Source organism: Mesobacillus subterraneus, from assembly GCF_020524355.2.
Classification (GTDB): Bacteria; Bacillota; Bacilli; order Bacillales; family Cytobacillaceae; genus Mesobacillus; species Mesobacillus subterraneus_C.
This window is the reverse complement of sequence record NZ_CP129019.1, coordinates 621937-638337: the sequence shown is the minus strand read 5'-3', so window position 1 is coordinate 638337 and position 16401 is coordinate 621937. Positions and strand designations below refer to the sequence as shown.

Annotated in this window: 15 protein-coding genes, 2 pseudogenes and 1 riboswitch; of the genes and pseudogenes, 8 read left to right on the top strand and 9 right to left on the bottom strand. The window is 43.9% G+C overall.

Annotated features, from left to right (window positions below; genetic code table 11):
• Positions 1-272 precede the first annotated feature (272 nt).
• Positions 273-452: a glycogen biosynthesis protein GlgD gene (locus LC048_RS03185; RefSeq protein ID WP_226606729.1), complete on the bottom strand. Its 180-nt coding sequence runs from the start codon at positions 450-452 to the stop codon at positions 273-275.
• A 17-nt stretch (positions 453-469) separates the two neighbouring features.
• Complete coding sequence (locus tag LC048_RS03180) at positions 470-733, bottom strand: YtzC family protein (RefSeq protein WP_226606731.1); 264 nt, start codon at positions 731-733, stop codon at positions 470-472.
• Positions 734-947: 214 nt separating this feature from the next.
• Between LC048_RS03180 and LC048_RS03175 the strand changes: the two genes are divergently transcribed.
• Complete coding sequence (locus LC048_RS03175; protein WP_306049409.1) at positions 948-1922, top strand: tRNA modification radical SAM protein MnmL/YtqA; 975 nt, start codon at positions 948-950, stop codon at positions 1920-1922.
• Positions 1912-2484 carry a tRNA 5-(aminomethyl)-2-thiouridylate-methyltransferase MnmM gene (locus tag LC048_RS03170; RefSeq protein ID WP_306049407.1) on the top strand — a complete coding sequence of 191 codons (573 nt, stop codon included), beginning with the start codon at positions 1912-1914 and terminating at the stop codon, positions 2482-2484. The genes LC048_RS03175 and LC048_RS03170 overlap by 11 nt, the downstream gene beginning before the upstream one ends.
• A gap of 464 nt (positions 2485-2948) precedes the next feature.
• Here the strand turns inward: LC048_RS03170 and LC048_RS03165 are convergent, their stop codons facing one another.
• Complete coding sequence (locus LC048_RS03165) at positions 2949-4043, bottom strand: tetraprenyl-beta-curcumene synthase family protein (protein WP_226606738.1); 1095 nt, start codon at positions 4041-4043, stop codon at positions 2949-2951.
• Positions 4044-4079: 36 nt separating this feature from the next.
• A complete protein-coding gene (locus tag LC048_RS03160) occupies positions 4080-4883 on the bottom strand; it encodes an alpha/beta hydrolase (protein WP_226606741.1) in 804 nt (267 codons plus the stop codon).
• Positions 4884-4998: 115 nt separating this feature from the next.
• Here LC048_RS03160 and LC048_RS03155 point away from each other — a divergent pair, with 115 nt between their 5' ends.
• The 3 genes from LC048_RS03155 to LC048_RS03145 all read left to right on the top strand — a co-directional run bounded on the left by LC048_RS03155 (position 4999) and on the right by LC048_RS03145 (position 6769).
• The gene (locus LC048_RS03155) at positions 4999-5550 is read left to right on the top strand and encodes a gamma carbonic anhydrase (RefSeq protein WP_226606743.1); all 552 of its coding nucleotides are present in this window, start codon (positions 4999-5001) and stop codon (positions 5548-5550) included.
• Between the two features lie 38 nt (positions 5551-5588).
• Positions 5589-5726, top strand: coding sequence for a hypothetical protein (locus LC048_RS03150; protein WP_226606745.1), 138 nt, complete (start codon positions 5589-5591; stop codon positions 5724-5726).
• Positions 5727-5893: 167 nt separating this feature from the next.
• Positions 5894-6769, top strand: coding sequence for a C39 family peptidase (locus LC048_RS03145; RefSeq protein ID WP_226606820.1), 876 nt, complete (start codon positions 5894-5896; stop codon positions 6767-6769).
• Between the two features lie 3 nt (positions 6770-6772).
• On the opposite strand, the gene asnB is transcribed toward LC048_RS03145, so the two are convergent.
• Together asnB and metK are read right to left on the bottom strand one after the other, a co-directional pair.
• The gene (gene asnB / locus LC048_RS03140) at positions 6773-8668 is read right to left on the bottom strand and encodes an asparagine synthase (glutamine-hydrolyzing) (protein WP_226606822.1); all 1896 of its coding nucleotides are present in this window, start codon (positions 8666-8668) and stop codon (positions 6773-6775) included.
• Positions 8669-8980: 312 nt separating this feature from the next.
• Positions 8981-10183, bottom strand: coding sequence for a methionine adenosyltransferase (gene metK, locus LC048_RS03135; RefSeq protein ID WP_226606747.1), 1203 nt, complete (start codon positions 10181-10183; stop codon positions 8981-8983).
• A gap of 289 nt (positions 10184-10472) precedes the next feature.
• A riboswitch (SAM riboswitch) is annotated at positions 10473-10613 on the bottom strand.
• Between the two features lie 403 nt (positions 10614-11016).
• Here metK and LC048_RS03130 point away from each other — a divergent pair.
• Positions 11017-11223, top strand: a complete 207-nt coding sequence (locus LC048_RS03130; protein WP_226606748.1) for a hypothetical protein — start codon at positions 11017-11019, stop codon at positions 11221-11223.
• A 160-nt stretch (positions 11224-11383) separates the two neighbouring features.
• A complete protein-coding gene (gene pckA, locus LC048_RS03125; protein WP_226606750.1) occupies positions 11384-12973 on the top strand; it encodes a phosphoenolpyruvate carboxykinase (ATP) in 1590 nt (529 codons plus the stop codon).
• 65 nt (positions 12974-13038) lie between these two features.
• On the opposite strand, the gene LC048_RS03120 is transcribed toward pckA, so the two are convergent.
• The 3 genes and pseudogenes from LC048_RS03120 to LC048_RS03110 form a co-directional block, all read right to left on the bottom strand.
• Positions 13039-13986, bottom strand: a complete 948-nt coding sequence (locus LC048_RS03120; RefSeq protein WP_306049404.1) for a DUF3231 family protein — start codon at positions 13984-13986, stop codon at positions 13039-13041.
• Between the two features lie 218 nt (positions 13987-14204).
• Entirely contained in the window at positions 14205-14447 is a 243-nt protein-coding gene (locus tag LC048_RS03115) for a DUF2584 domain-containing protein (RefSeq protein WP_226606755.1), read from the bottom strand.
• 55 nt (positions 14448-14502) lie between these two features.
• Positions 14503-15340 (bottom strand): annotated as a pseudogene (locus LC048_RS03110) (alpha/beta hydrolase family protein).
• Between the two features lie 61 nt (positions 15341-15401).
• On the opposite strand from LC048_RS03110, the pseudogene LC048_RS03105 reads away from it, so the two are divergent.
• A pseudogene (locus LC048_RS03105) lies at positions 15402-16398 on the top strand (ABC transporter substrate-binding protein).
• Positions 16399-16401 lie beyond the last annotated feature (3 nt).

The following is a 16401-nucleotide window of genomic DNA, read 5'->3' as shown; positions in this document are numbered from 1 at the left end:
ATTTTCCTAAGGTTTTATTCAAAATGAAACTTTATATCCTTCAAGCTTCATTTTCTTCTACCTTATTTAAACCATTTCTAAAAGCCCTCATTCTGTGATATACATCACGGAATTTTAGCCAGTTTTATCCGATTTGTGAACGGGGGGTATTTGGAAGAAAAGAGCAAGCGCCTGGTCAGCCCCAAGCTGGACAATTGGCGAAGGAAAAAAATTCATTTTGAAACTGGCATAAAAAAACCTCACTTCTGTTGAGAAGTGAGGGTGTTACAAATTTATGAAGATTGCCCTGGTTCAGGATGAAATTTTGATTTTACGGGCTGTCCACCGCTTTTTTCATATCTTTTCTTCGCTTCTTTTACCGGATTCTGGTCCATTCCAAGCTCAAGATCCTGGTTATTGATGCCATTGCGCGTTTTTTGTTCAGGATTGTTCTGCTTTGAGCGTTTTTTCAAGATATTTTCCCTCCTGTTTAATGATCAAGCAAAATCATATTGTTTTGGACTTGCTGAAGCTGAAGCCTCATTCTGTGCAGTTGTTCACGCTGCTGGGAATTTGCGCTGAAGGAAAGCTTGGCCAGATCATTATATGCTTCCTCAAGCGCCTGCAGTGCATTGGTGTAATTGCCATCATTATAATGTTCCTGAGTAGCGGCATTCTTGTATTGATCCTGGGCCAGATTGATTGCATCCTCACATTGCTGAAGTAACTGGTCAACCGATTGACGTGTAGCCAATTGTAGCCCCTCCTTTACTTGATGCTGAAGCAAAGTCTGCTTCTTCTTTATTTTGTTCACAATACATTTTCCTATCACGATTTTGCCAATGTTTAATGATGCCAATTGTATTCGGTATACATTGTAATCTTTTTGCAATTGGATTCACGTTTTTTAAATGGTACAATTTTTATTATTAATTTTTTTGACAGACAGGCTTTAGGAGGTTTCTGGCATGAAACAGACCAACCCTTTTCACTATGCAACAGACGATAAAAGGTATCATACTTGGAATTACCATCTGCGCAACCATTTTAGCCATAAGGTTTTCAAGGTTGCACTTGATGGCGGATTTGATTGCCCGAACCGTGACGGCACTGTAGCCCACGGTGGCTGCACATTTTGCAGCGCAGCTGGTTCAGGAGATTTCGCCGGTGACAGAGTAGAAGATCTCGGCACACAGTTCGCAAAGATAAAAGAAAAAATGCATTCTAAGTGGAAAGACGGTAAATACATGGCCTATTTCCAGGCTTTCACCAATACACACGCGCCAGTCGAGGTGCTGCGGGAGAAATACGAAACCGTTCTGAATGAAAAAGGCGTTGTCGGACTCTCAATTGCAACGAGACCGGACTGCCTGCCTGACGATGTCGTGGAATACCTGGCTGAGCTAAACGAGCGAACGTATTTATGGGTAGAGCTTGGACTTCAGACGGTCCATGAAAAAACAGCCAATATAATCAACCGGGCCCATGATTATGCTGTGTACAAAGAAGGTGTGGACAAGCTCAGAAAGCATGGCATCAGGGTTTGCTCCCATATCATCAACGGACTGCCGCTGGAAACCCCTGAAATGATGATGGAAACAGCTCAAGAAGTCGCTAAGCTTGATGTTCAGGGAATCAAAATCCATCTTCTGCATTTACTGAAGGGCACGCCGATGGTCAAGCAATATGAAAAAGGATTGCTTGAATTCCTTAGCTTTGAGGACTATGTAAAATTAGTTTGTGACCAGTTGGAGATCCTGCCTCCTGAAATGATCATCCACCGGATTACCGGAGATGGTCCGATCGAGCTGATGGTCGGTCCAATGTGGAGCGTCAATAAATGGGAAGTACTGAACGCGATTGACAAAGAATTAAAGCATCGCGACAGCTGGCAGGGGAAATTTTACACTGGAAAAAAAGTGGTGATTGAAAATGAAGCTTGAACGGATCCTGCCATTTGCCAGGAACCTTCTTGAAACTGCCGTGCAGCCAGGCGATATCGCTGTCGATGCTACAGTTGGCAACGGGCATGATACATTATTTTTAGCCAATCTTGTCGGACCTGCCGGCAGGATTTACGGCTTTGATATTCAGGATGATGCGCTCATGTCCTGCAAAACGAAGCTTCGCGAACATGATTTGCAGGATCAGGTTACACTGTTCCATACCGGGCATGAAAACATCACCGAATGCATTCCGCCTTTGCACTTTGGAAAAATTACCGGTGCCGTTTTCAACCTAGGCTATCTTCCCGGTGGTGATAAGGACATCGTCACTGTCCCCGAGACAACCCTCTCGGCCATCGACCAGCTGCTAGAAATCATAGCCCCAGAAGGCATCATCGTCATCGTGATCTACCACGGACATCCCGAAGGCAAGGTCGAACGGGAGTACTTATTGCGTTATGTAAAATCACTGGATCAAAATATCGCACATGTATTGGAATATAAATTTCTGAATCAGAAGAACAATCCGCCATTTATTATTGCGATTGAGAAGAGATGATGGCTATTGACTTAACTTTTCTAGGAACACTTTTTGATATTACTTAGGTACTCTGTCCTTCATCGCCTTGATGACGGACATTTTTTCGAGAATTTCCACGATTTCTGTCCGTCATCGCCCTCGTGACGGACACTTTTTCGAGAATTCCTATGATTTCTGTCCGTCATCGCCCTCATGACGGACATTTTTTCGAGATTCCTCAAGATTTCTGTCCTTCATCGCCTTGATGACGGACATTTTTTCGAGAATTTCCACGATTTCTGTCCGTCATCGCCCTCATGACGGACATTTTTTCGAGAATTCCTATGATTTCTGTCCGTCATCGCCCTCATGACGGACACTTTTTTGGGATTCCTCAGAATTTCTGTCCGTCATCGCCTTGATGACGGACATTTTTTGGGGATTCCTCAAGATATCTGTCCGTCATCAAAAAAACAGCCAGGTCTTTTTCCCCTGGCTGCAATCTATTTAATAAACGCCTTAACCACTCCCGAAGGCACCCATTTCTGCAATGACCGATAAGCTCGTCCATTAATATAAAAGAAGTAGCTAACAGGTCCGGCTGTCTTGATCATTTCCTTGGCAAGCTTCCGGATTCTTTCCTGGCGCCTTACTTTTTCATCGGACAGATAAACGCCGAGCAAACCTCGATTAATGAGTTTGTGGAATTTGCGATGTGGCAATTTGGCTGTATGATGATCCGCATTTTCAACAAAGTGCCTCAGGCGGTCAAACAAAGCTTCTTCATTTTTATAATAAAAACAAAAGTTCAAATCGCCGCCTTCGAAGTCCTCTTCCTGGTCGATGAAATAGTCGAGCAGGATGTGAAGGCCTTGTATGTAAGGGAAATATCCGCTGCGAATGCTGTCGGCATATTCGGGCTTAAAATCATCGCGAAGCGCGTAGGATACGAGACAAAAGATCCCTAGCGTCGAGCCGGTGCACGCTGAGAATTCATACCACTCCATGTCCGGAATATTTTCACGGTGACCGTCGAACCACGTTTGCAGCCGTGGTACACGGTCCTTGACTTCTACATGCTTGTGTATCTGCAAATCACAATAATAATTACAAAGCTCGCTCAAATGCAGTTGGATACACTTGTAGTGATCCAGCTCTAACAGAACTTCCCGGCAGACCGTCACGAGCTCAATGAGATATCCTCCGTCATTCTGGTCTTCCCGCTCCCGATAGTAATTTTTCAATTGTCGATCTGGATTCAAAGCGTCTGCCATTGATTCATGCAATGCAGCGAAATCGGCAGGATCGAGTGATGTACTGCGGTCACAAAGATTATCAAGGTAATCACTGATTGTCTGATAAGCGACTATGAAACGAATCGCTTTTTTGTAATTCTTTTTCGCGGTCAGGCTCAAAATCGAGCCACCTTCACAATGGAAGGTTTTATGCTCGATACTGGCCAGGGCCTGTTTCCTTAATTCCGGGTTCGGGATTTCCTCTGCCCTGCTCTTCCAATACCCCAGCTCCCTGTGTACTTGAGGCAGAACTTGTTTGTATACACGAAACATTAAACTGATTGGCATTGATGGGATCAACATGTATACACCTTCATCCTTTCCATGGAAAAACCAACACTAATAAACATATCCAATTGCCTTCAGCTGGCTGATGACAAAATCATGTGCATAGTCAAAAACCTCTTCGCGTTCAGGTTCGTTGAACACTTCATGATAGCAATGGGGCCATTCTTTATATCTTTTTTCTGACAGCGGAGCATTGTTGAACCATTCTTTGACAGAACGTTTATCGACAATCTTATCGTCTCCGGCCTGCACAAGCAGTGTGGGAACGTCCTGGACTTTACCCATGTTTTCAAAGGCTTGCTCCATTGCTGCGACAAGCTCCCGATACCAGCGGATGGAAACCTTGGTGATGTAGAGTGAGTCATTTGCATCAACAGCCCTTACGTCCTCATTCCTTGTTGCCATTTCAACCGTCAGGCCTGGCGACATCCGCATTGAAGGTACTAGTACATTCAAGCCGTGCGAAAGCATATCCAGCATTTTCGAAGGATAATTGACCAAGCCTAGGCATGGCGATGAAAGAATGAGTCCGGCAATCTCTACACGTTCCTCTTGCAGCATGCGGATCGCTACAAGGCCTCCCATGCTATGCCCGAGCAAGAACACCGGCAGGTCAAATTCATATGCTGCCTCAACCCATTCTTTTACTTCCAAAATATATTCATCAAATGAATCAATATGGCCACGGTTTGCTCTTGTAGTCAATCCCTGTCCAGGCAAATCACCCATAATGACATGAAATCCAGACGAGCGCCAAGCTTCAATAAGCCACCCGTATCGCCTATGATGCTCGAGGGCACCATGAATCATAACGATTACAGCCTTAGCATCCCCGTCAGCTTCCCACTTCCACATGACCATTCCCCCACTCAAATACTTTTTCTTTCTTTAAAAGAACTATAATATATAATTAACTAAAAATAAAAATGAAAGCATTGAATTAAACTTATTTTATTTAGGAGTGTATACAATGATGTATCCTTACAAAGGCAAGACACCTAAAATAGCGGATTCCGCTTTTATTGCAGATTATGTAACAATCACCGGTGAAGTTGAAATCGGCGAGGAATCGAGCGTCTGGTTCAACACCTCGATCCGCGGCGATGTTGCTCCCACCATTATCGGTAATAAAGTGAATATACAGGATAACTCTGTACTCCATCAGAGCCCTAATAACCCTTTAATACTTGAGGATGAAGTGACAGTTGGGCACCAGGTCGTCCTCCACAGCTGTATCATCCGAAAAAAGGCATTGATTGGGATGGGCTCCATCATCCTTGACCAGGCTGAAATTGGCGAAGGTGCTTTCATAGGAGCAGGCAGCCTTGTCCCTCAAGGCAAAAAAATCCCGCCGAACACGCTTGCATTCGGACGCCCAGCCAAGGTCATCCGAGAGCTGAATGAAGACGACATTCGAGACATGGAGCGAATCTCAAGAGAGTATGCCGAAAAAGGACAATATTATAAGAAAAGCGCAAGCGTCTTGACCAGCCCCGAAAAGCGCTGGAGGGCTGACCAGTGAAGTCGTTCTTTGACTTCATTGGTCAGACCGAAATCTAAATGTGTAGCCGACTGCCCAGAAACGCAGAAACTGGAGACTCCGACAAAGAAGCGCTTTTTGCTTCTGACGGCGGAGTTGAAGTTTCGGAGTTTCTAGGAGGCGCAACTAGACAAGCGACTCGAGGGGCTAGACGCTGAAGCTAGACACTGATCTTAGTTCAAAAAATTTATTCATTTCCTATAAAAACCTACAAAACAAAGAATAATGATTGATTAAACAATTCCCGCATCAGTCCGATATTAATTTATATATTATACCCTGCAATTTTTAAAATATGCGGACGGGACAGGTGATCGATGTGGATATGTTATATATATCAATGGCGGCTGTTGTACCTCTGCTAGTCTTGTTTTTTCTGTTAATCCGAAATCAAAATAGCATGATAAAATCCATCTTGATGTTCTTGCTTGTTTTTACATCGGTAGCCGGGGCCTTCCTGCTTGAAAATCAGCAGGCTTCACATGTCGTAAAGGCTGTCCAGTACGTCAAGGAATGGCTTGATGAGCCTGAACCAAGCACACCGCGACAGGCAGCTGCAATCATAGAAAAATACGAACCTGAAATCATCCCTATAAAAAATGAGGTACTCCTCGACGCCCCGGTCATCTGGCAGATGCCTGAGCTCCCGAGAGGATGCGAAGTCACAAGCCTGGCCATGCTTCTGCAGTACCAGGGAGTTCAAGTGGACAAGCTGACACTTGCCAGTGAAGTAAAGAAAAACCCTGCTGAATTCCGGCTCAACAACGGCAAAATCTATTTCGGCGATCCTAATGAAGGATTTGTCGGCAATATGTACACCTATACCCAACCAGGACTGGGTGTCTATCACAAACCGATTGCTGAACTGGCACAACAATATCTTCCTGGTAAAATAAAAGACCTGACCGGTGCAGAATTTGAGGAACTTAAAATCCACTTATCAGATAACCGGCCAGTGTGGATCATCACGAACACTGAATATAAAAAATTGGACGACAGCTTTTTCCAAACATGGTACACACCTAATGGGGAAGTCAAGGTAACAACGAAAGAGCATTCGGTTTTGGTTACCGGCTATGATGGAAATTCCATTTATTTCAACGACCCGCTGACTGGTGAAAAAAATAAAAAAGCACCCATAAAGGACTTCTTGGAAGCCTGGGTGCAGATGGGAAGGCAAGCAGTTACCTACCTTCCCTGATTTTTATGATTGTAATACTTTCTGAGCTTCATACTCCTTCTGGAAGGAGTATTTTTTTTCGACATAAACATCATGCCACATCATGAACATCAGCACTGTCCAGATTTTGCGGCTGTTGTCAGCCTTGTTCTGGCAGTGGTCATCCAATAGCTTCAATAAGTACGACTTATTGATCAGATGCTCAGTGTTGCTTTCTTTGATGATGTTCTTTGCCCACTCGTTCATTTCATTCTTCAGCCAGTGGCGAATCGGTACTGGGAAGCCAAGCTTTTTGCGAGTAAGGACGTGTTCAGGTACAACACCTTCAGCCGCTTTACGCAAAATGTACTTGGTTGTGTTGTTAGCTGTTTTCAAGCTTGTAGGGATCTTTGAAGCTGTTTCGAAAACAATCTTATCCAGGAATGGAACACGAAGTTCCAAAGAATGAGCCATCGTCATTTTATCAGCCTTCAATAAAATATCCCCGCGCATCCAAGTGTGGATATCAATATATTGCATTGTATCAACCGGGTCGTAGCCTCTGCTCTCGCGATAAAGTGGCTTTGTGATATCCCTGTAATCATACTGTCCATTATAAACGTGGAGCAGTTCGCTCTTCTCTTTTTCAGTGAACATCTTCGCATTTCCAATGTAACGCTCTTCCATTGGCGTCACGCCGCGTTCGATGAAGCTCTTGCCCCTCATACCCTCTGGCATCATTTTCGAAATGCCCTTCAGCATCGACTTCCCTACCTGGGGAATCTTGTTGAACATTTCAAGGTCCTGCGGTTCACGGTAGATATTGTATCCGCCGAACAATTCATCCGCGCCTTCTCCGGATAGGACAACCGTTACATGCTTCCTTGCTTCACGGGCAACAAAGTACAAAGGTATAGCAGCCGGGTCAGCAAGCGGGTCATCCATATGCCACATGATTTTCGGAAGTTCATCCATATATTCCTGCGGACTGATCACATAGCTGATGTTTTCAACTCCGAGTCTATCAGCCGTTTCCTTAGCGACATCAATCTCGCTGAAGCCATTCTGTTCAAATCCAACAGAGAATGTCTTGATTGAAGGATGATACTGCTTCGCAATCGATGCAATGATGGAGGAATCAATTCCGCCAGAAAGGAAAGAACCAACTGGCACATCACTGCGCATGTGGATTTTCACTGATTCAAACAGGACATCCCTGATCTCCTTCGTGAATTCATCCTCAGTCTTGTGGATCGGTGAGAAGCTCGCTTTCCAATAGCGCTTGATTTCCATCGGCGATCCGATTTTCTTTGTAAAATAATGCCCTGGCTCAAGCTTATAAATGCCTTCAGACATCGTATTTGGTTCTGGCACGAACTGATAAGTCAAATAATGCTGCAGTGCCTTGTAATCAAGAACATCATTCTCAAGCGCTAGCAAAATACTCTTTTTTTCAGACCCGAAGAATGTACGATTCTCATCTTCAAAGTAGAAAAATGGCTTGATGCCGAAATGGTCACGCGCGCCGTAAAGAATCTGCTCCTGTTTATCCCAGATGACAAACGCAAACATCCCGCGCAGCTTGTCAACAGCCTGCTCTTTATAATAGCTGTATAGGGCAATGATGACTTCAGTGTCCGAATGAGTTTCGAAGGTAAGCCCTTCTTCAATCAACTCTTCACGAAGCTCAAGATAGTTGTAGATTTCTCCATTGAAAATGATCCAGTAGCGCTCATTCTCATACGTCAATGGCTGATGGCCAGCCTCAAGGTCGATGATGCTCAAACGGCGGAAGCCGAACTGGATATGCTCATCATAAAAATACCCATCATCATCAGGCCCGCGGTGGGTGATGATATCATTCATATTTTTAAACAGCTGCTTATCATCGCTGCTGAATTCCTGTGCATTTTCATGTACACAACCGATAAAGCCACACATTATGTACTTCACCTTCTCCATTTCAGATAAAAATTTATTGTTATTTTCCAATGATTTTACTGTTCTCTTCAAAACCAACTCCATATCCGCTTTCGTGGATTACAGTCAGCGAAAGAACCTATCTAAAAACATACCATCTAATACTATCATTAAACACAAAGTTTTTGCAGTAAAATCTAAGGGAAATTTAAGGTAATACTCTATTTTACACCTTTTGGACCATTCGCAAACCAGAGCTCTTTATGCGTCTTACCTGATTAGACGGCAAATAATAAAGGGAGTTACATATTTCTATGCAACTCCCTTTTGAATTTATTTTCCTTGAGCTTGAGTGCGAAGTACCTCAGCCTTATCTGTACGCTCCCATGGAAGGTCAACGTCAGAACGGCCGAAGTGTCCATAAGCAGCTGTCTGCTTGTAGATTGGCTTGCGCAGGTCAAGCATGTTGATGATACCAGCCGGACGAAGGTCGAAGTTGCTTTCAACAACGTCGATCAATACATCTTCGCTCACTTTGCCTGTTCCGAATGTATCGATTGAAATGGATACTGGACGAGCAACGCCGATTGCGTAAGCTAGCTGAACTTCAACTTTTTCAGCAAGGCCAGCAGCTACGATGTTCTTCGCAACGTAACGTGCAGCGTATGCAGCGGAACGGTCAACTTTTGTCGGATCCTTACCAGAGAATGCGCCCCCGCCGTGGCGAGCGTATCCGCCGTAAGTGTCAACGATGATTTTGCGGCCAGTAAGACCTGCATCACCCTGTGGTCCGCCGATTACGAAACGGCCAGTTGGGTTGATGAAGTATTTTGTGTTCTCGTCGATCAATTCTGCTGGTACAACAGGATTGATGACATGTTCTTTCAGATTGCGCTGGATTTGCTCAAGCGATACCTCTGGATGGTGCTGAGTTGAGATAACGATTGTATCGATGCGGACAGGCTTGTCGTTCTCATCGTATTCAACTGTTACTTGAGTTTTTCCGTCTGGACGAAGATATGGAAGGATTTCTTCCTTACGAACCTCAGTCAGGCGGCGAGAAATCTTATGTGCCAGTGAAATCGGAAGAGGCATAAGCTCTTTTGTTTCGTTGCACGCAAAACCGAACATCAATCCCTGGTCTCCAGCTCCGATTGCTTCGATTTCTTCATCTGACATTTGGCCTTCACGTGCTTCAAGAGCCTGGTCAACGCCCATAGCGATATCAGCAGATTGCTCGTCAATGGAAGTTAAAACGGCGCAAGTTTCAGAGTCGAAACCATATTTAGCACGAGTGTAGCCAATTTCCTTCACTGTTTCACGAACAATTTTCGGAATATCTACATATGTAGATGTCGTAATTTCCCCTGCAACTAGTACAAGGCCTGTAGTAACTGATGTTTCAGCAGCAACACGTGCGTTAGCATCCTTTGCAAGGATCGCGTCCAAAATCGCGTCAGAAATCTGGTCGCAAATTTTATCCGGATGGCCTTCTGTTACTGATTCAGAAGTGAACAAACGGCGTTTGTTTGACATCTGAGTTCCTCCCTTATTTATAAAAATTGATCGAGGCTGTCCCAATACAGACCTCGGGTTGATACGGTACTCATTCCCTATGTAGTATGAAATAAACGCTGAGTTTTTATTAGAAAAATTTGTTTAGGATTCATGATGAAATTCTTTTTTTTCCTAATTTTCACCCACGGGAGCAATGACACCTAAGAAGGCAGTCCGATAGCATTTTCATGCATTTGGACAGAAAAAAGCAATATAAAAAACCTCTCCAACTTAGAGGAAAGGTTTAAGCTTAAATCCGCGCCTTTCGCTCTTATCGTTCAAGGGCAGTTCCCTTGCGTCAGGTTAGCACCTTTGCCCGGAAATAGCACAGCATGACAAAGCTGTTTTTTCACGTCTGCAGGTTGCTGGGTTTCATTGGGCCTGTCCCTCCACCAGCTCGGGATAAGAGAGTATCCGTTCAAGACCAAATCATAACGAAACTACAATTGCATGTCAATGATTTTCTCGGTAAATTTGTCGATTGTTGTTGAAAGTTTTTTTGTATAATAAAATGGCCTCATAATGCTTCTTTTTGCTTGACTATATAAAGAAAGAATTATATAACGCAAGGTAGGTACAAGGTATTTTTTCGAGTCATTAGTATAGATTAATTAAACGAATGTGTTATACTAATACCGAGATGTAAACACTTACAAAATATTAAACTTACAAGAAATGCAAATGCGCCTTGTTCAGCCCCGACAAGCGCTGGAGGGTCGACCGGTGAAGTCGTTCTTTGACTTCATTGGGCGGACCGAACTCGAAAAGCGGAGGCGACTGCTCAACTCCGACAAGCGCTGGAGGGCCTGACAGTGAAGTCGTTCTTTGACTTCATGGGCAGGACTGAACTCGAAAAGTATAGCCGACTGTCCAGAAACGCAGAAACTGGAGACTCCGACAAAGAAGCGCTTTTTGCTTCTGCCGGCGGAGTTGAAGTTTCGGAGTTTCTAGGAGGCGACACTAGACAATTCGAAAAGCGGAGGCGACTGCTCAACTCCGACAAGCGTTGGAGGGCCTGACAGTGAAGTCGCTCTTTGACTTCATTGGCAGGACCGAAACGTCTCGAGGAGTTAGGAGCCGCAGCTAGACAAGCGACTCGAGGGGCTAGGCGCTGGCGCTGGACATTTCTCGAGGTTAATATTCAAATCTAGAATCTATAAAAAAGGAAGGTATTCTCCGATGAATGTTGTAGGAATATCAAATGAACTTTCAGCATTATTAAAAGGAAACAATGTAAAGGTGCAGTTATCTGTTCCCCAGCTTGTTGAAAAAGTCTTGAACCGAAACGAAGGGCTCCTGACTTCAACTGGTGCCGTAAGAGCAACCACTGGTAAGTATACTGGCCGTTCACCTAAAGATAAATTCATTGTCGAGGAAGAATCCGTTAAGGACAAAATTGACTGGGGCTCTGTCAACCAGCCGATTTCCGAGGAATCTTTTACAAAACTATATAATAAGGTATTGAACTTCCTTAAAGAAAAAGAAGAAGTATTTGTATTCAAAGGATTTGCGGGTGCTGATAAGAAATATCAGCTTCCAATCCAGGTTATCAATGAATACGCCTGGCACAACCTTTTCGCTCATCAATTGTTCATCCGACCAACGGAGGAAGAGCTGGTTGATCATGAATCTGAATTCACGGTTATTTCTGCTCCAACTTTCAAAGCAGATCCAAAAGTAGACGGAACGAATTCCGAGACTTTCATCATCGTATCCTTCGAACAGCGCGTCGTGTTAATTGGCGGAACAGAATATGCGGGTGAAATGAAGAAGTCGATTTTCTCCGTGATGAACTATTTGCTGCCTGAAAACGGTATCCTTTCCATGCACTGCTCTGCAAACGTGGGACGCGAAGGCGACGTTGCATTGTTCTTTGGTCTTTCAGGAACAGGAAAGACAACTTTATCAGCTGATAACAACCGACGCCTGATTGGTGATGATGAGCACGGCTGGTCATCCAACGGTGTGTTCAATATCGAAGGCGGATGCTATGCGAAGTGCATCAACTTATCCAAGGAAAAAGAACCGCAAATTTATGATGCGATCCGATTCGGTTCTGTACTTGAAAATGTAGTTGTTGATGAAGAAACCCGTGTTGCGGACTATGATGACGGCAGCCTGACTGAAAATACACGTGCAGCTTATCCAATCCAGGCAATTGATAACATAGTGGATCCAAGCATTGCCGGACATCCAAACGCGATTGTATTCCTAACGGCTGATGCTTTCGGAGTTCTGCCTCCAATCGCAAAGCTTACAAAGGAACAGGCAATGTACCATTTCTTGAGCGGATATACTTCAAAACTGGCAGGCACCGAGCGCGGCATCACTTCACCGCAGGCAACGTTCTCAACATGCTTTGGTTCACCATTCCTTCCCCTTGCAGCAACAAGATATGCAGAAATGCTCGGTGAAAAAATCGACGAGCACAATGCGAAAGTATTCCTTGTGAATACAGGCTGGACAGGCGGAGAGTATGGTACCGGCAGCCGAATGAAGCTTGCATATACTCGCGCAATGGTCCAGGCAGCACTTGAGGGCGAACTGAACAATGTCGAAACCGTTAAAGACGAAATTTTCGGGCTTAGTATCCCGGCACACGTACCAGGTGTACCTGATGACGTCCTTCAGCCAGTCAAGACATGGAGCGACAAAGAAGCCTATAACGCAAAAGCAAACGAACTTGCAGCCAAGTTCCGCAAAAATTTCAAGAAGTTCTCAAACGTACCTTCCGTGATTGAAGAAAAAGGCGGTCCGGCAGCGAAATAAACCAAAAAGCCATTTCCAATCGGAAATGGCTTTTTTACTCCCATTGTAGAAACTAAATATGCTTACTATTTACTTCTGTTTCTTAATGCTTCCCTGTCAACATTTTGAGGAGGCTGTTCCATCCATCTATTATTAATCATTATTTTAATCCCGTCATTTGCATATTGAAGGATTTCAGTCACAAGTCTCGTGTAATCTCCGCCTAAATCTTTTCTTAGGCTCGCTCCAATTGCTGTTCCGTAACCACCAACACTGATAGCACTCAGACTATTGGTTTGAAACATCATCAACTTATCTGAAAAAGGCGGATCAATGGATTGTGATATCGCAGAATCCCAGGTACTTGGAAGCGGAACTCCATCTTGCAATAAAATTTCTCTAAATACAGTCTCATGCTTAGCAGCTATTTCAGTCCCTCTTTCCATAAACTTCCTTACCTCTTGTGATTGGGCTGTTTGCGAAAAACCAGCTAAAAATGTTCTGCCAATGGAATTTGTCTCTGTATTTTTAGATATATGAGCCAGCTCCACAGCTGTTAGCGGCCGATGTCTTCCAATTAAACTAGACAAGAATGATTCATCCTGAAGATATTCTGCTTTCTCCATTGGTGGTATAGTTGGAGAGCGTACGAATGTCCCCTTTTTCAGAAGCAAGTCACAAGAATCATTATAAAGTTTCATGAATATCTTAGAAGTCTGCGAAAATAATTCTCTTACATCATTCCTTGCCAAGACTTCCAGAAATGCTGCTGCAGCTACTGTCCCTGCCGAAGCCATATATTTAATATATCGCAACCCAAAAAGGTCTGAATACACTCGGCCCGCCTTAAAATTCACGTCCTCTAGAGTGAAGCCAATGGGCACTGCATGTTGATTTTTTTCAAAGATTGATTGGACCTGATCCACTACAAATTTACAATTCAATAACGCATCATTTATGATTTCCGTCATTTCGCTATCTTCATTTACCTTTGCAAAATGCTGAACGATACAGTGAGCCATTGAATTTTGCATATATGCTCCCCACATCAGCAACCTCTGATGAAGTCAATTGAGGGTTATGTTCCATTTCAATTCATAACTCCTTCTTTTTTCCTTATTTTTCACAAAGAAAGAGATAATATTCGTTGATAAACCTATTGTCTTCAAAGACATTAGTAACACATGCAAACTCATGTTTACCTAATAATGAATATGGCTGAAAAGAAAAAACAGAGCACAAAGTGCCCTGCTTAGTTGGTTGAATTCAAAGATATTAACTGATACGTAAGTGTGGTTGTGTTTTCTGTCCATTCTACTTTCTTGATGACACCTGTTCCGGTAAGGTCACCTTCGATTGTCTTTTTGACTTCTAGTGGAATGTCAACTGGATAAAGCCTGTAGCCTTCCTTAGTCAAAGAGAAGAAATTGTCTTCAAGCCGTGTTTCCCGACCCTTTGTTACGATCATTGTATTCAACTCTAATGGCATCCCCATTGTACTCGCTCCTCTATTTTTCATCATTCATATCACTTTCATTTTAGCATTGTTGCTATTGTGATTTCATCCAATTCGTTAAGTCGGACACAACTTTCCGGTTCATCACTGGCGGAAAATAATGCGTATAGTCATCAAAATACCAGCTGTCAACAGGCTTTTCCAACTCCTTCATCCTCTTCTCTAACCTGTAAGAGTGCTCAACCGACACATTGCCGTCATTCCTGCCGTGAATCAGCAGCACCAGTGCTTTCAAGTTTTCGATTTCGTATAAAGGCGTCCGGAACTTATATCTGTTTGGCACCTTTTTCGGCGACCCGCCGATCACCCTTTTCATCATCCTGCGCAGGTCCTTTCTTTCTACATACGTTAGGAACATATCCGTAACCCCTCCCCAGGTGACGACCGACGCTGTCTCCGGAAATTCAATCGCAGTCAGCAAAGCCATCAAACCTCCGCGTGAAAATCCAAAAACATGAACTCTATCGACCCATGGCAAGGATTGCAGCAGCCTGAATCCGGCAAAGGCATCGACCCGGTCATCCCCTCCGAAGTCCTCATCTCCTTCTCCTCCCTGGTTCCCCCGGGTAAAAAGGAGCGAAAACTGTGAAGCCTTCTGCAGCGAATTGTGCAATCCTGGCAGGCCTCACTTTGCCGACATTTTTAATGCCACCTCGCAAATATAGAAATCCTTCTGTCCCGCTTCCGTCTGCCGGCTTGGCGAGAAGTCCTTTGACACGCAGTCCGCCTGCATAATAGGTCACCATTTGCAGATCGATTGCCGGGTTGGGGGAAGGAAATTTATAAGCAGAAATAATTTGCCCGTCACTTTCCAAAGTAAACACTCCTCTTATATGAATATTTTTACTATCGGTTACTGGGCATTCACACATTTTTAGCTGATTCATACGATATCTTAAGCCCAAATTAAGACAGATTTTTAGGAGGATCATTATGAAAAAATGGTTCAAAGCAGGTTTTGCTTTATTTATGGTTGCAGTACTTATTATACCTCTTGCAGCCTGCGGTCAAGACAATGTACAGACTGTCAAAGTTGCAGAGGTAACGCGTTCAATCTTTTATGCTCCTCAATATGTTGCCCTTGAAAAGGGATTTTTTGAAGAGGAAGGTTTAGAAATAGAGCTCACAACAACTTGGGGCGGCGACAAGACGATGACCGCCGTGCTGTCGAACGCAGCAGATATTGGACTCGTAGGTTCTGAGACATCCATCTACGTTTATGCCCAGGGATCAAATGATCCAGTCATCAACTTTGCCCAGCTGACGCAGACAGATGGCACTTTTCTTGTATCGAGAGAAAAAATCGATGATTTTTCATGGGATCAGTTAAAAGGCGCAACCTACCTCGGTCAGCGTACAGGCGGAATGCCACAAATGGTCGGTGAATTCGTCCTTAAAAAGCACGGCATCGATCCAAAGTCAGACTTGAATATGATCCAAAATATTGATTACGCGAATATACCGAATGCCTTCGCTTCCGGTACTGGCGACTTTGTCCAGCTATTCGAACCTCAAGCCAGCTTGTTTGAAAAAGAAGGCAAAGGGCATATCGTCGCTTCATTCGGTACAGAGTCCGGTCATGTACCATATACCACATTTATGGGCAAACAAAGCTATATGAAGGAAAACCCGGAAACAATCGAAAAATTCACTCGTGCAATTTATAAGGCCCAGCAATGGGTAGACTCTCACAGTGCCAAAGAAACAGCTGAGGTCATCCAGCCCTTTTTTTAAAGACACAGATTTAGAGTTAATTGAAACGGTTGTGGATCGATACAAGAGTCAGGGTTCTTACGCCACGGACCCTATTCTCGATGAAGAGGAATGGAAAAACCTGCAGGACATAATGGATGAGGCAGGGGAACTTCCTGAAGAAGTCAGCCACAGCACCCTAGTCAATACAGAGGTGGCAGAAGAAATCATGAAATAACAG

What these genes read in the sequence shown, in the direction of transcription:
- LC048_RS03175 (WP_306049409.1), top strand. Translation starts at nt 948, where the DNA reads ATGAAACAGACCAACCCTTTTCACTATGCAACAGACGATAAAAGGTAT.
- LC048_RS03170 (WP_306049407.1), top strand. Translation starts at nt 1,912, where the DNA reads ATGAAGCTTGAACGGATCCTGCCATTTGCCAGGAACCTTCTTGAAACT.
- LC048_RS03165 (WP_226606738.1), bottom strand. Translation starts at nt 4,043, where the DNA reads ATGTTGATCCCATCAATGCCAATCAGTTTAATGTTTCGTGTATACAAA.
- LC048_RS03160 (WP_226606741.1), bottom strand. Translation starts at nt 4,883, where the DNA reads ATGTGGAAGTGGGAAGCTGACGGGGATGCTAAGGCTGTAATCGTTATG.
- LC048_RS03155 (WP_226606743.1), top strand. Translation starts at nt 4,999, where the DNA reads ATGATGTATCCTTACAAAGGCAAGACACCTAAAATAGCGGATTCCGCT.
- LC048_RS03150 (WP_226606745.1), top strand. Translation starts at nt 5,589, where the DNA reads ATGTGTAGCCGACTGCCCAGAAACGCAGAAACTGGAGACTCCGACAAA.
- LC048_RS03145 (WP_226606820.1), top strand. Translation starts at nt 5,894, where the DNA reads ATGTTATATATATCAATGGCGGCTGTTGTACCTCTGCTAGTCTTGTTT.
- asnB (WP_226606822.1), bottom strand. Translation starts at nt 8,668, where the DNA reads ATGTGTGGCTTTATCGGTTGTGTACATGAAAATGCACAGGAATTCAGC.
- metK (WP_226606747.1), bottom strand. Translation starts at nt 10,183, where the DNA reads ATGTCAAACAAACGCCGTTTGTTCACTTCTGAATCAGTAACAGAAGGC.
- pckA (WP_226606750.1), top strand. Translation starts at nt 11,384, where the DNA reads ATGAATGTTGTAGGAATATCAAATGAACTTTCAGCATTATTAAAAGGA.
- LC048_RS03120 (WP_306049404.1), bottom strand. Translation starts at nt 13,986, where the DNA reads ATGCAAAATTCAATGGCTCACTGTATCGTTCAGCATTTTGCAAAGGTA.
- LC048_RS03115 (WP_226606755.1), bottom strand. Translation starts at nt 14,447, where the DNA reads ATGGGGATGCCATTAGAGTTGAATACAATGATCGTAACAAAGGGTCGG.